The organism is Streptomyces fuscichromogenes, from assembly GCF_014645815.1.
GTDB classification, from domain to species: Bacteria; Actinomycetota; Actinomycetes; order Streptomycetales; family Streptomycetaceae; genus Streptomyces; species Streptomyces fuscichromogenes.
The window spans coordinates 43038-57462 of record NZ_BMML01000031.1; the positions used below are offsets into that span (position 1 = coordinate 43038).

General features: G+C 70.9%; 12 protein-coding genes. 10 read left to right on the forward strand and 2 right to left on the reverse strand.

Annotated features, from left to right (window positions below):
• Nucleotide 1 precedes the first annotated feature (1 nt).
• The 3 genes from IEZ11_RS42765 to IEZ11_RS42775 all read left to right on the forward strand — a co-directional run bounded on the left by IEZ11_RS42765 (nucleotide 2) and on the right by IEZ11_RS42775 (nucleotide 2024).
• Complete coding sequence (locus IEZ11_RS42765) at nucleotides 2-652, forward strand: AIM24 family protein (RefSeq protein WP_189268476.1); 651 nt, start codon at nucleotides 2-4, stop codon at nucleotides 650-652.
• Nucleotides 649-1455, forward strand: a complete 807-nt coding sequence (locus IEZ11_RS42770) for an AIM24 family protein (RefSeq protein WP_189268477.1) — start codon at nucleotides 649-651, stop codon at nucleotides 1453-1455. Before IEZ11_RS42765 ends, IEZ11_RS42770 begins: the two co-directional genes overlap by 4 nt.
• A gap of 92 nt (nucleotides 1456-1547) precedes the next feature.
• Nucleotides 1548-2024 (forward strand): MarR family winged helix-turn-helix transcriptional regulator, encoded by a 477-nt coding sequence (locus IEZ11_RS42775; protein WP_189268478.1) that lies wholly within the window; start codon nucleotides 1548-1550, stop codon nucleotides 2022-2024.
• Nucleotides 2025-2181: 157 nt separating this feature from the next.
• Here IEZ11_RS42775 and meaB read toward each other — a convergent pair whose 3' ends face one another.
• Nucleotides 2182-3138 (reverse strand): methylmalonyl Co-A mutase-associated GTPase MeaB, encoded by a 957-nt coding sequence (meaB, locus tag IEZ11_RS42780; RefSeq protein ID WP_189268479.1) that lies wholly within the window; start codon nucleotides 3136-3138, stop codon nucleotides 2182-2184.
• Nucleotides 3139-3167: 29 nt separating this feature from the next.
• Nucleotides 3168-4373, reverse strand: a complete 1206-nt coding sequence (locus IEZ11_RS42785) for an acetyl-CoA C-acetyltransferase (protein WP_189268480.1) — start codon at nucleotides 4371-4373, stop codon at nucleotides 3168-3170.
• A gap of 149 nt (nucleotides 4374-4522) precedes the next feature.
• On the opposite strand from IEZ11_RS42785, the gene mce reads away from it, so the two are divergent.
• The 7 genes from mce to IEZ11_RS42820 all read left to right on the forward strand — a co-directional run bounded on the left by mce (nucleotide 4523) and on the right by IEZ11_RS42820 (nucleotide 14416).
• A complete protein-coding gene (gene mce, locus IEZ11_RS42790) occupies nucleotides 4523-4963 on the forward strand; it encodes a methylmalonyl-CoA epimerase (RefSeq protein ID WP_189268481.1) in 441 nt (146 codons plus the stop codon).
• A gap of 222 nt (nucleotides 4964-5185) precedes the next feature.
• Nucleotides 5186-9034: a polarized growth protein Scy gene (scy, locus tag IEZ11_RS42795; protein ID WP_189268482.1), complete on the forward strand. Its 3849-nt coding sequence runs from the start codon at nucleotides 5186-5188 to the stop codon at nucleotides 9032-9034.
• A gap of 196 nt (nucleotides 9035-9230) precedes the next feature.
• A complete protein-coding gene (locus IEZ11_RS42800; RefSeq protein ID WP_189268483.1) occupies nucleotides 9231-10166 on the forward strand; it encodes a coiled-coil domain-containing protein in 936 nt (311 codons plus the stop codon).
• Between the two features lie 243 nt (nucleotides 10167-10409).
• On the forward strand, nucleotides 10410-11366 hold the full coding sequence (locus tag IEZ11_RS42805; protein ID WP_189268484.1) for an ATP-binding cassette domain-containing protein: 957 nt from the start codon (nucleotides 10410-10412) through the stop codon (nucleotides 11364-11366).
• 1 nt (nucleotide 11367) lies between these two features.
• Entirely contained in the window at nucleotides 11368-12144 is a 777-nt protein-coding gene (locus IEZ11_RS42810; RefSeq protein WP_189268485.1) for an ABC transporter permease, read from the forward strand.
• A 122-nt stretch (nucleotides 12145-12266) separates the two neighbouring features.
• Nucleotides 12267-13538, forward strand: coding sequence for an ABC transporter ATP-binding protein (locus tag IEZ11_RS42815; RefSeq protein ID WP_189268486.1), 1272 nt, complete (start codon nucleotides 12267-12269; stop codon nucleotides 13536-13538).
• Nucleotides 13535-14416, forward strand: a complete 882-nt coding sequence (locus IEZ11_RS42820; protein WP_189268487.1) for an ABC-2 transporter permease family protein — start codon at nucleotides 13535-13537, stop codon at nucleotides 14414-14416. Before IEZ11_RS42815 ends, IEZ11_RS42820 begins: the two co-directional genes overlap by 4 nt.
• Nucleotides 14417-14425 lie beyond the last annotated feature (9 nt).

Here is a 14425-nt window from a genome sequence, read left to right on the forward strand (position 1 = left end):
CATGGCCCTGCGCGAGGTGAACGCGAAGATGGTCGAGGCGACCGTCGTCCCCGGGCAGCGGCTCTACAGCCAGCGCGGGGCGATGCTCGCGTACAAGGGCGAGGTGTCCTTCACGCCCAACATCCAGGGCGGCCAGGGCGGGCTGATGTCCATGCTCGGCCGCCGGGTCGCCGGCGAGGCGACCCCCCTGATGACCGTCGAGGGCAGCGGCACGGTCTTCTTCGGGCACGGCGGCCACCACGTCCAGGTCATCACCCTCACCGGGGACACCCTCTACGTCGAGGCGGACCGGCTGCTCGCCTTCGAGGGCACACTCCAGCAGGGGACGATGTTCATGGGTTCCCAGGGCGGCGTGATGGGCATGGTGCGCGGCCAGGTCACCGGCCAGGGCCTGTTCACCACCACCCTCAAGGGGCACGGCGCGGTCGCCGTGATGGCCCACGGCGGGGTCTTCGAGATCCCGGTCACTCCGCAGCGCCCGGTCCACGTGGACCCGCAGGCCTACGTCGCCCACCACGGCGACGTGCGCAACAAGCTGTCGTCGGCGCTGGGGTGGCGGGAGATGGTGGGCCGCGGCTCCGGCGAGGCGTTCCAGCTGGAGCTCAGCGGCAACGGCATGGTGTACGTGCAGGCGTCGGAGGAGAAGCTGTGAGCGCATACGGAGCCCCCGGAGCCGCCGGGCCGGTGGTGTACGACCCCATGACCCTCCCCGTCGACGACAACGTCAACAAGTACACCTTCTGCGTGGAGCTCAAGAGCAGTCAGTGGTTCCTGCAGAAGGGGAAGATGATCGCCTACTACGGCTCGATCGACTTCAACGGCATCGGGCACGGCCGTTTGGACCGACTTGTCCGTACGTCGTTCCATTCGCCTCTGCACGCGAGCGACTGGGTGGTGGCGGAGGGATCGGGCCGGATGCTCCTCGCCGACCGGGCGTTCGATGTGAACTCGTACGACCTGGACGACGGCAACCTGACCATTCGCTCCGGCAACCTGCTCGCTTTTCAGCCAAGTCTCGCGCTGAAGCAATCAATCGTTCCCGGTTTTCTGACCCTTATCGGAACCGGAAAGTTTGTGGCCGCGTCCAACGGTCCGGTGGTGTTCATGGAACCCCCCGTCCGGGTGGACCCGCAGGCACTGGTGGGGTGGGCCGACTGCCCCTCCCCCTGTCACCATTACGACCATGGGTACATGACCGGCGTCATGGGCGGTCTACGTGCACTGACAGGCCTTGGCGGGGCCTCCGGAGAGGAGCATCAGTTCGAGTTCGTAGGGGCCGGCACGGTCCTGCTCCAGTCCACCGAGACCCTGATGGCGGAGCAGGCCACGGGAGCGGTTCCGCACGAGCCCGGAGTGCCTGGCGGAGGCGGCCCCTCCACAGGCCGTCCACAGCAACCGGGCGCACCGCGCCTTCCCGGACAGCTGGGGGACCTCCAGCGTCGCTTCGGGCTGTGAGCGGTAGTCTGCGGAGTGTGACATCGAACGCGTGCGCACCGTCACACCACCCTCACTAGTTCGCCTTTCAACATTTTAGGTAGACTTCATTCATGGAGACCGAGACGGCCACGCGCTGGCTGACCGATGCGGAGCAGTGCGCCTGGCGCACCCACCTGGAGGTCAACAGGCTGTTGACGTACCAGCTCGAAAAGGATCTCCAGCCGTTCGGCCTGACAATGAACGACTACGAGATCCTGGTGAACCTGTCCGAGTCGGAGGACTACCGGATGCGGATGAGCGACCTCGCCTCCGCCACCCTCCAGTCCAAGAGCCGGCTCTCCCACCAGATCACCCGTATGGAGAACGCGAACCTGGTCCGCCGCGAGAACTGCGAGTCCGACCGCCGCGGACTGTATGCCGTCCTCACCGAGCACGGCATGGAGACGATGAAGAAGGTGGCGCCACATCATGTCGCCTCCGTGCGACGGCACTTCATCGATCTGCTGTCGCCGGAGACCCTGACAGAACTGGACAAGGGCCTGAAGCCGATCGCGGAACACCTGCGGGGGCAGCGCGGGCGCCCGTGACGACAGACGGCAGCTGAAGGCGGCGGACGAGGGTTCAGGTCTCGTCCGCCGTTTGCCGTAGCGCCCCGTGAGGGGCGCGGGGAACCGCGCGATCAACCCCCCGCGGCCCGCGCCCGCACCATGACACGTACCCCCACGACGTCGGCCGGGCCAGCCGTCAGCCCTCCGTGAGCCCCGCCACCAGTTCGTCCGCCGCCTGGTACGGATCCAGCTCGCCGGCCACGACGCGTTCCGCGAGTGCGCCCAGGTGGCGGTCGCCGTGGAGGTCGCCGATGCGTTCGCGCAGGGCTGTCACCGCGATCGTCTCGACCTCGTGGGAGGCGCGGGCGAGGCGGCGTTCGGCGAGGACGCCGTGCTCCTCCATCCAGGCGCGGTGCTTCTCCAGGGCTGCCACCAGCTCGTCGATACCCTCCGACCGCGCGGCGACCGTCTTGATGATCGGGGGGCGCCAGTCGCCGGGGCCGCGGGACTCGCCGAGGCCGAGCATGTGGTTCAGTTCGCGGGCCGTGGCGTCCGCGCCGTCCCGGTCGGCCTTGTTGACGACGTACACGTCGCCGATCTCCAGGATGCCGGCCTTGGCCGCCTGGATGCCGTCGCCCATGCCGGGGGCGAGCAGGACCACCGAGGTGTCGGCCTGGGAGGCGATCTCGACCTCCGACTGGCCGACCCCGACGGTCTCCACGAGGATCACGTCGCAGCCCGCCGCGTCGAGGACCCGGATGGCCTGGGGGGCCGACCAGGCGAGGCCGCCGAGGTGGCCGCGGGTGGCCATCGAGCGGATGTAGACGCCGGGGTCGGACGCGTGGTCCGACATGCGGACGCGGTCGCCGAGCAGGGCGCCCCCGGAGAACGGCGAGGACGGGTCGACGGCCAGCACGCCGACCCGTTTGCCCTGTTTGCGATAGGCGGCCACCAGGGCCGAGGTGGAGGTCGACTTGCCGACGCCCGGCGAGCCCGTCAGACCGACGACACACGCGTTCCCGGTCAGCGGGGCCAGCGCCGCCATGACCTCCCTGAGCTGTGGGGACGCCCCCTCCACCAAGGAGATCAGGCGGGCCACCGCACGCGGTCGGCCCTCTCTCGCCCCGGCCACCAGCGAGGAGACGTCCTGCATCACAGCTCCGTTCACGAAGGGAAAGCCACTCAGGCCTTGGGCACCCGCACGATCAGCGCGTCACCCTGGCCGCCGCCACCGCACAGCGCGGCCGCGCCGACGCCCCCGCCCCGGCGCTTGAGCTCCAGGGCCAGGTGCAGGACGAGCCGGGCACCGGACATGCCGATGGGGTGGCCCAGGGCGATGGCACCACCGTTGACGTTCACCGTTTCGGTGGACACGCCGAGGTCCTTCATTGACTGGACGGCGACCGCGGCGAAGGCCTCGTTGATCTCGATGAGGTCGAGGTCGGAGACCTCCAGGCCGTCCTTCTTCAGGGCGTGCTGGATGGCGTTGGACGGCTGCGACTGGAGCGAGTTGTCCGGCCCGGCCACGTTGCCGTGGGCGCCGATCTCGGCGAGCCACTGAAGGCCCAGCTCCTCGGCCTTGGCCTTGCTCATCACGACCACGGCCGCCGCGCCGTCGGAGATCTGCGAGGAGGTGCCGGCGGTGATGGTGCCGTCGCGGGTGAAGGCCGGGCGCAGTTTGCCCAGCGACTCCGCGGTGGTGTCGCCGCGGATGCCCTCGTCCTGGCTGAAGACGACCGGCTCGCCCTTGCGCTGCGGGATCTCGACCGGGGTGATCTCGGCCTCGAAGATCCCGTTCTTCTGGGCGGCGGCGGCCCGCTGGTGGGACAGCGCGGCGATCTCGTCCTGCTCGGGGCGCAGGATCCCGAGGCGGGTGTTGTGCTTCTCGGTCGACTCGCCCATGGGGATGTTCTCCCAGGCGTCGGTCAGGCCGTCGTACGCCATCGCGTCGAGCATCTCGATGGCGCCGTACTTGAAGCCCTCACGGGACTTCGGGAGCAGGTGCGGGGCGTTGGTCATGGACTCCTGGCCGCCCGCGACCACGATGTCGAACTCGCCGGCGCGGATCAGCTGGTCGGCGAGCGCGATGGCGTCGAGGCCGGAGAGGCACACCTTGTTGATCGTGAGTGCCGGGACGCTCATCGGGATGCCGGCCTTCACGGCGGCCTGGCGGGCCGGGATCTGCCCGGCGCCGGCCTGGAGCACCTGCCCCATGATCACGTACTGCACCTGGTCGCCCCCGATCCCCGCACGGTCGAGGGCGGCCTTGATCGCGAAGCCGCCGAGGTCGGCCCCGGAGAAGGACTTCAGCGAGCCCAGCAGTCGTCCCATGGGCGTGCGCGCGCCCGCGACGATCACCGAGGTGGTTCCAGAGGTTCCAGAGGTCATGAGCTGCGAATCCCCTTACCGGCTGCACTGCCGAGGAGTGAACGAGGGTTTACTTCGAATGTATTGCGTGGCACTCCGTGCCGTCATCGGGCCGTCAGTGTGATCGCTGGCACGTTGCGTAACCACCGCCATGGCGCTGCACTGAATCCATGCTGACGCGAATCGACCACATCGGGATCGCCTGCCACGACCTCGACGCGACCGTCGAGTTCTACCGGGCCACGTACGGCTTCGAGGTGTTCCACACCGAGGTCAACGAGGAGCAGGGCGTGCGCGAGGCCATGCTCAAGATCAACGAGACGTCCGACGGCGGCGCCTCCTACCTGCAGCTTCTCGAACCGACCCGGGAGGACTCGGCGGTCGGGAAGTGGCTCGCGAAGAACGGCGAGGGTGTGCACCACATCGCCTTCGGTACGGCGGATGTGGACGGCGACGCGGCCGGCATCCGCGACAAGGGCGTACGCGTTCTGTACGAGGAGCCACGGATCGGCTCCATGGGGTCGCGAATCACCTTCCTGCACCCGAAGGACTGCCACGGCGTACTGACAGAACTGGTCACTTCGGCGGCTGTTGAGTCACCTGAGCACTGACCCTCGTACATATGGGCCGGTAGGGTTGGGGGCGGTCGTCCCTTCGCAGGTTCGCAGGGCCGGGGCGGCCGCATGCCGGGGTCCGGGTTTCGGGGGACGAGCGTCGGGGCAGCAGCCCGTGCTCCGCCGTTGATCTGACACCATTCCCCGGGGGCCCCGTTCGGCGGAAGAACGGAGCTCGTTCGGAAAAGGTTGCGACCAGGGGACGGATGGGACCGCGCAGTGCGGGGCTACGAGAGCCAGGAGCGAGAGCCGGCGGCTGACGTCGACCACCTCACTCGTTTCGAAGCCGAGATGAAACGGCTGAAGACCGAGCGGGAAAAGGCGATCCAGCATGCCGAGGACCTCGGCTACCAGGTCGAGGTGCTGCGCGCCAAGTTGCACGAGGCGCGCCGCACCATCATGTCCCGGCCCGCGTACGACGGCGGTGACATCGGCTATCACACCGAGCAGCTGCTCCGTAACGCCCAGATGCAGGCCGACCAGATCCGCCAGGAGGCGGAGCGGGTCGCCGCGGAGGCCCGGGCGCAGACCCAGAGGATCCTCCAGGAGCACGCCGAGCAGGCCTCGCGGCTCCAGGCCGAGCTGCACCAGGAGGCGGTGAGTCGCCGCCAGCAGCTGGACCAGGAGCTGGCCGAGCGCCGGCAGACCGTCGAGTCGCACGTCAACGAGAACGTGTCGTGGGCCGAGCAGCTGCGGGCGCGCACCGAGTCGCAGGCCCGCCGGCTGCTCGACGAGTCGCGGGCCGAGGCCGAGCAGGCCATGGCCGCGGCCCGTACCGAGGCCCAGCGGCTGACCGACGAGGCCCGGCAGCGGCTGGCCGGTGACACCGAGGCGGCCCGCGGCGAGGCCGAGCAGATCCTGCTGCGCGCCCGCCGGGACGCCGAGCGCCTGCTGAACGCCGCGTCCACGCAGGCCCAGGAGGCCACCGACCACGCGGAGCAGCTGCGCAGCTCCACCGCGACGGAGTCGGACTCGGCCCGTCGGCAGGCGGGCGAGCTGAGCCGCGCCGCCGAGGAGCGGATGGCACAGGCCGAGGAGGCGCTGCGCAAGGCGCAGTCCGAGGCCGAGAAGCTGGTCACCGAGGCCGAGGCGAGCGCCACGAAGGCCCTCTCCAGCGCCGAGGCCACCAACCAGCAGCGCACCCAGACCGCCAAGGAGCAGGTCGCCCGGCTGGTCAGCGAGGCCACCAAGGAGGCGGAGGCCACCAAGGCGAGCGCCGAGCAGATCGTCGAGGACGCCCGCGCCGAGGCCGAGAAGATCACCGCGGAGGCCTCCGAGAAGGCCCGCAGCCTCACCGCCGAGGAGAGCGCCTCCCAGCTGGCGAAGGCCGCCAAGACCGCCGAGGACGTCCTGAACAGGGCCGCCGAGGAGGCCAGGAGCACCACCAAGGCCGCCGCCGAGGAGGCCGAGCGGATCCGCACCGAGGCGGAGACCGAGGCCGACCGGCTGCGCGCCGAGGCGCACGACATCGCCGAGCAGCTCAAGGGCACGGCGAAGGACGACACCAAGGAGTACCGCGCCAAGACGGTCGAGCTGCAGGAGGAGGCCCGCCGGCTGCGCGGCGAGGCCGAGCAGCTGCGCGCCGACGCGGTCGCCGAGGGCGAGTCCATCCGCGCCGAGGCCCGGCGCGAGACCGTGCAGACGATCGAGGAGGCGGCCAGGTCCGCCGAGGAACTGCTCGCCAAGGCCAAGGCCGACGCGGACGAGCTGCGGCAGACCGCGACCACGGACAGCGAGAAGGTCCGCACCGAGGCCATCGAGCGCGCCACCACGCTGCGCCGGCAGGCCGAGGAGACCCTGGAGCGCACCCGGCAGGAGGCCGACCGGCACCGCGAGGAGGTCCTGGAGCAGTCCGAGGGGCTCAAGGCGGACGCCGAGCGGGCCGCGGCCGAGCTGCGCGAGGAGACCGAGCGGGGCGTCGAGGCCCGGCGCGCGGAGGCCGCCGGGGAGCTGACCCGGCTGCACACCGAGGCCGAGGACCGGCTGGCCTCCGCCGAGCGGTCGCTGACCGAGGCGCGCGAGGAGGCCGGCCGGATCCGCCGGGAGGCCGGCGAGGAGACCGACCGGCTGCGCGGCGAGGCCGCCGAGCGGATCCGGACACTCCAGCAGCAGGCCGAGACCGAGGCCGAACGGCTGCGCGACGAGGCCGCCGCCGACGCGTCGGCGTCGCGCGCGGAGGGCGAGACCGTCGCCGTACGGCTGCGGTCCGAGGCCGCGGCCGAGGCGGAGCGGCTCAAGCAGGAGGCCCAGGACACCGCCGACCGGGTGCGTGCCGAGGCGCAGGCGGCCGCCGAGCGGCTGTCCACCGAGGCGTCCGAGACGCTGGCCGCCGCCCAGGAGGAGGCCTCCCGGCGCCGCCGGGAGGCCGAGGAACTGCTCGGTTCGGCGCGCGAGGAGGCCGGCCAGGAGCGGGAGCGGGCCCGCGAGCAGAGCGAGGACCTGCTGGCCCAGGCGCGCAACCGCGTCGAGGAGGCGCAGGCCGAGGCGGTACGGCTGGTCGAGGAGGCGGACCGGCGGGCCACCGAGATGGTGTCGGCCGCCGAGCTCCACGCCCAGCAGGTACGGGACTCGGTCTCCGGGCTGCACGAGCAGGCGCAGGACGAGATCACCGGGCTGCGCTCGGCCGCCGAGCACGCGGCGGACCGTACCCGGCGGGAGGCCGAGGAGGAGTCGGACCGGGTCCGCGCCGACGCCTACGCGGAGCGGGAGCGGGCCAGCGAGGACGCGACCCGGATCCGGCGCGAGGCGGCCGAGGCGTCCGAGGCGGCGAAGGCGCTCGCCGAGCGGACCGTCGCCGACGCGATGTCCGAGTCGGAGCGGCTGCGGTCCGAGGCGTCCACGCACGCCCAGCGGGTGCGCACCGAGGCCTCCGACGCCATCGCCCAGGCCGACCAGGACGCCACGCGTACCCGTGCCGAGGCGCGCGAGGACGCCAACCGGATGCGTTCGGACGCGGCGACCCAGGTCGACACCCTGATCACCGAGTCGCGCAACGAGGCCGAGCGGCTCCAGAACGAGACCATCGCCGAGGCCGACCGGGTCCGCGCCGACGCCATCGCCAAGGCGGAGAAGCTGATCGCGGACGCCACCGGCGACGCGGAGCGGCTGCGTGCCGAGGCCGCCGAGACGGTCGGCTCCGCCCAGTTGCACGCCGACCGGACCCGCGCCGACGCCGAGCGGCTCAAGGGGGACGCGGAGGCGGCGGTCGAGCGCATGCTGAACTCCGCGCGCGCGGAGGCCGAGCGGACCCTCGACGAGTCCCGCAAGGACGCCAACAAGCGCCGCCAGGACGTGGCCGAGCAGGTCGACACGCTCATCAACGAGACGGCCGCGGAGGCCGACAAGCTGCTCACCGAGGCGCAGCAGCAGGCGATGAAGACCACCGCGGACGCCGAGTCGCAGGCCGACACCATGGTGGGCGCGGCCCGCAAGGAGGCCGACCGGCTGGTGTCCGAGGCCACGGTCGAGGGCAACTCGATGGTGGAGAAGGCCCGTACGGACGCGGACGAGCTGCTCGTCGGCGCGCGCCGGGACGCCACCGCCATAAGGGAGCGTGCGGAGGAGCTGCGCGAGCGCATCACCTCCGAGATCGAGGGGCTGCACGAGCGGGCCCGCCGCGAGGCCGCCGAGACCATGAAGTCCACCGGCGACCGCTGCGACGCGCTGATCAAGGCGTCGGAGGAGCAGCTCGCCAAGGCCCAGGCCAAGGCCAAGGATCTGGTCTCGGAGGCCAGTTCCGAGGCGGGCAAGGTGCGGATCGCCGCCGTCAAGAAGGCCGAGGGGCTGCTCAAGGAGGCCGAGCTGAAGAAGGCCACGCTGGTCCGGGAGGCCGAGGAGCTCAAGGCCGAGGCGATCCGCGAGGCCAGGGCCACGGTCGACGCCGGCAAGCGCGAGCTGGAGATCCTGGAGCGCCGGCGGGAGAACATCAACGGCGAGATCTCCCGTGTCCAGGACGTCCTGGAGGCGTTGGAGTCCTTCGAGACCCCGTCGTCCGCCAAGGACGGCGGAGTCAAGGCGGGCAGTTCGGTGGGCGCCCCCCGATCGGGTGGCAAGCCGTCAGAAGGTTAGAGTCCTAGGACCGTTTCTGTACTGTTCTGGGGCTTTTGACCGGACCTTTGGCAGAGGCTTTGGCAAGCGTTCTCACAGCCGGCCACCCAAAAGTGGTGTCATTCTCCAGATCAAACACGCATCCGCTCGATGACACACCGCATCGGCCCCTAGGATTCCACCTATCACCTCACCGGTCTCACTCGACAGGAAACCCATGAGCGACACTTCCCCCTACGGCTTCGAGCTTGTGCGGCGTGGGTACGACCGCGCTCAGGTGGACGAACGCATCTCCAAGCTCGTCTCCGACCGTGACAGTGCTCTCGCCCGCATCACCGCTCTGGAAAAGCGCATCGAGGAGCTCCACCTCGAAACGCAGAACGCCCAGGCCGCCGTGACCGACGCGGAGCCGTCGTACGCGGGTCTCGGCGCGCGTGTCGAGAAGATCCTCCGCCTCGCCGAGGAGGAGGCGAAGGACCTGCGCGAGGAGGCCCGTCGCGCCGCCGAGCAGCACCGTGAGCTCGCCGAGTCGGCGGCCCAGCAGGTGCGCAACGACGCAGAATCGTTCGCTGCGGAGCGCAAGGCCAAGGCCGAGGACGAGGGCGTCCGGATCGTCGAGAAGGCCAAGAGCGACGCGTCGCAGCTGCGCTCCGAGGCCCAGAAGGACGCGCAGTCCAAGCGCGAGGAGGCGGACGCCCTCTTCGAGGAGACCCGTGCGAAGGCCGCGCAGGCCGCCGCCGACTTCGAGACGAACCTCGCGAAGCGTCGCGAGCAGTCCGAGCGCGACCTGGCGTCCCGCCAGCAGAAGGCCGAGAAGCGCCTCGCGGAGATCGAGCACCGCGCGGAGCAGCTGCGGCTGGAGGCGGAGAAGCTGCGCACCGACGCGGAGCGCCGTGCGCGGCAGACCGTCGAGACGGCTCAGCGTCAGGCCGAGGACATCGTCGCCGACGCGAACGCGAAGGCCGACCGGATCCGGTCGGAATCCGAGCGTGAGCTCGCCGCGCTGACGAACCGCCGCGACAGCATCAACGCCCAGCTGACCAACGTCCGCGAGATGCTGGCCACGCTGACCGGTGCGGCGGTGGCTGCCGCCAGCTCGCCGACCGAGGACGAGCCGATCTCCCGTGGAGTTCCGGCCCAGCAGTCCCGGTAAGCAGTCCCGGCCAAGCAGTAGCGACATCGAAGGCCCGCATTCCTTTCGGGGGGTGCGGGCCTTCGTCGTACGGGTGCGGGCCGTGTGTGGTTGCTCGCGCAGTTCCCCGCGCCCCTAAAAGAAGGGCACTGCGGCCGGCGCCCCTTCAGGGGCGCGGGGAACTGCGCGATCAGCCCCCACCGATCCGCACCCGGCCGACGGCCTCGGGTGGCACCCCCTGCACCCCCGTCCTAGCGTGGCCGCATGATCGAGTTGGCGGGTCTGACCAAGCGCTACGGCGACAGGACGGCGGTCGACGACCTCACGTTCACCGTCCGGCCCGGGATCGTGACCGGGTTCCTCGGGCCCAACGGTGCCGGGAAGTCCACCACCATGCGGATGATCCTCGGGCTCGACCACCCCACGGCCGGCCGGGTACGGATCGACGGCAAGCGGTACGAGCAGCTCAGGGATCCGCTGACGTACCTGGGGGCCCTGCTCGACGCCAAGGCCGTGCACGGCGGGCGCAGTGCCTTCAACCACCTGCTGTGCCTCGCGCAGAGCAACGGGATCCCGAGGGCGCGGGTCGGCGAGGTGCTGGACACCGTCGGGCTGACGGCGGTGGCGAGGAAGAAGGCCAAGGGGTTCTCGCTCGGGATGGGGCAGCGGCTCGGGATCGCGGGGGCGCTGCTCGGCGATCCGCGGATCCTGATGTTCGACGAACCGGTGAACGGACTCGACCCCGAGGGCATCCACTGGATCCGGACCCTGATGAAGTCGCTGGCCGCCCAGGGCCGGACCGTGTTCGTCTCCTCCCACCTCATGAGCGAGATGGCGCTGACCGCCGACCACCTCGTCGTCATCGGACAGGGACGGCTGCTCGCCGACACCTCCATGGCGGAGTTCATCCGGACCAACTCGCGGTCGTACGTGCGGGTCCGCTCCCCGCAGCGCGAGCGGCTGCTCGACGTGCTGCACGGGGCCGGGATCACCGTCGTGGAGACCGGCACCGGGGCCCTTGAGGTGGAGGGCGGCAAGGCCGAGCCGATCGGGGAGCTGGCCGCGCAGAACGGGGTCGTGCTGCACGAGCTGAGCATCCAGCAGGCCTCGCTGGAGGAGGCGTTCATGCAACTGACGGCGGAGTCCGTGGAGTACCACGCGCACGCCGACTCGCCCCCGGTGCCGCAGGCCTGGGGCGCCGGCTGGGACAAGGGGGCATGACATGGCCGTCGTCACCCAGGTCGTACGGTCCGAGTGGACCAAGATCCGGTCCGTCGCCTCGACGGTCTGGACGCTCTCCCTGGCCGTGGTGGTCACCGTGGCCCTCGGGATGCTGCTGTCCGCGCTCGCGAACAGCCAGTTCTCCACCATGCCGGCCCGCGAACGGCTCTCCTTCGACCCGACGAACATCAGCTTCGCCGGGATGACCCTCGGCCAGCTGGCGATGATCGTGTTCGGGGTGCTCGTGGTCTCCAACGAGTACAGCACCGGGATGATCAGGGTCTCGCTGGCCGCCGTGCCGCAGCGGGCCACCTTCCTGTTCAGCAAGATCGCGGTGGCCGCGGCCCTGGTGCTGGTGGTCGGCATGGTCACCAGCTTCGCGGCCTTCTTCCTCGGGCAGGCGATGCTCGGCTCCCACCGGGCCCACCTCGGCGACCCCGGGGTGCTGCGCGCGGTGGTCGGCGGCGGGCTCTACATGACGCTCATCGCGATGTTCTCCATGGGCGTGGCCGCGATGCTGCGCTCGCCGATGCTCTCGCTGGGCATCCTGATGCCGTTCTTCTTCCTGGTCTCCAACATCCTCGGCAACGTCGACGCGACCAGGAAGATCGGCCGGTTCCTGCCGGACCAGGCGGGCAGCCACATCATGCAGGTGGTGCCCAGGGCGGGCGACGACGTCCCGTACGGACCCTGGGGCGGGCTCGGGATCATGGGGCTGTGGGTGATCGCCGCGCTGGCCGGCGGGTACGTCCTGCTGAAGCGGCGCGACGCCCAGTGAGCCGGCCCGCGGCCGGAAGTCTTTACATGCTCTTGGGCGGAACCGTCAGCTCCCCGATATCCTCCTAACCCTTACGGGGGGCGTCTGCCCCGCTGTCCTGATCCTTTCGATGGGTGCGGAGCATGATCGAGGCTGTCGGCCTGACCAAGCGCTACGGCGACAAGACCGCCGTCTACAACCTTTCCTTCCAGGTACGCCCCGGAGCCGTGACCGGCTTCCTCGGGCCGAACGGCTCGGGCAAGTCGACGACCATGCGGATGATCCTGGGCCTGGACAACCCGACCGCCGGTTCGGTGACGATCAGCGGTCACCCGTACCGCAAGCTCCAGAACGCCGCCCGCCACGTCGGCGCGCTGCTCGACGCCAAGGCGGTGCACGGCGGCCGGTCCGCCCGCAACCACCTGCTCTCCCTGGCCCAGCTGTCCGCCATCCCGGCCCGCCGGGTCGACGAGGTGCTCGGCGTGGTGGGCCTCCAGGGCGTGGCCGGAAAGCGCTCCAAGGGCTTCTCGCTCGGCATGGGCCAGCGCCTCGGCATCGCCGCCGCGCTCCTCGGCGACCCTCAGGTGCTGCTCTTCGACGAGCCGGTCAACGGCCTCGACCCCGAGGGCATCCTCTGGGTGCGCAACCTGATGAAGTCCCTGGCCGCCGAGGGCCGTACGGTCTTCGTCTCCTCCCATCTGATGAGCGAGATGGCGCTGACCGCCGACCACCTCATCGTCATCGGGCGGGGCCAGCTGCTCGCCGACATGAGCGTGACCGACTTCATTTCGGCCAACTCCGCCGACTTCGCGCGCGTCCGCACCCCGGACACCGAGCCGCAGCTGAGGGAGAAGCTCAGTTCGGCGCTGACCGAGGCCGGCGGCCATGTGCTGCCGGAGCAGGACGGGGCGCTCAGAGTGACCGGGCTGCCGCTGCCCCGGATCAGCGACCTCGCGCACGAGGCGGACGTACGGCTGTGGGAGCTGTCCCCGCACCAGGCCTCGCTGGAGGAGGCGTACATGCGGATGACGCAGGGCGCCGTCGACTACCGCTCCACCATCGACCAGAAGGCCGGCCTCCAGCAGCCCCTGCCGCCCGGTGCCCAGCCGCCGATGCCGGTACCCGGGCAGGGCCAGCCTGGCTGGTACGCCCCACCGCCGCCCCAGCAGGGCGGCACAGCGTTCGCGGGGCCGTACGGGGCACCGGGAGCGCCCGCAGCCGGGTACGGCGCCCCGCAGGGCCCGTACGGGGCTCCCCAGGCCGCTCCGAACCCCTACGCACAGCCGACGCCCGCGCCGGCTCCGATGCCGGCTCCCGCGCCCGCCGCCGCGCCCGCGCCCGCCCCGGTATCCGCTCCCGCCCCCGCTCCCGCTCCCGCTCCCGCCGACCTGACCAAGCCCGAGGACGCCCGATGAGCACCCACCAGCCTCCGCTGTCGCAGGCAGCCCCGGCCGCACCCGAGTGGCAGGCGGCGCCCGGCGGCCCGTACCCCGGTTACGTCTCGCCGATCCCGGTGGTGCGCACCCGTCTCGGGCACGCGATCACCTCCGAGTGGACGAAGATCAGATCGGTGCGTTCGACGATCTGGACGCTCGGCGTCTTCGTCCTGCTGGTGGTCGGCATCGGTCTGCTGGCCGGCGCGCTGGTCAGCAGCTCCTCCTCGTCCGGCGACCTGTCCGACGGCAACGCGCTGTCCCTCGGCTTCTTCGGGCTGCTGCTCGGCAGCATGTGCATCATCACGCTCGGCGTGCTGACGACCGCCTCGGAGTACGGCACGGGCATGATCCGTACCACGATGGTGGCCTGCCCCTCCCGTGCCCGCGTGCTCGCGGCGAAGGCGATCGTCTTCTTCGCGGTCGCGTTCGTGATCACCCTCGCGGCCAGCGCGTTCGTGGCCATGACGCAGGTCTCGATGCTGAGCGACGTGGCCCGGACGCCGACCGGCGGGGAATGGCTGAAGGGCACCGTCGGCGTCAGCCTCTACATCGCGCTGCTCGGGCTGCTCTCGCTGATCGTCGGCTCGATCATCCGGCACTCGGCCGGTGCCATCACCGTCATGATCGGCGCGGTGCTCGCCCCGCTGGTGATCGCGCTGTTCATGTTCTCGTCGTCGCTGGAGCAGGTGCGCAACGCTCTGTTCGAGTACTCGATCCCGAACCAGCTGAGCGTCTTCTACTCCAACTCCCTCAGCGACTCGGGCCCTTCGGGCTGGGACCCGCTGTGGATCATCCTCGGTGTGACGGCCGTCGCGTTCGCCGGCGCCTACGCGCTGCTGGAGAAGCGGGACGTGTAGGCCGTGGCG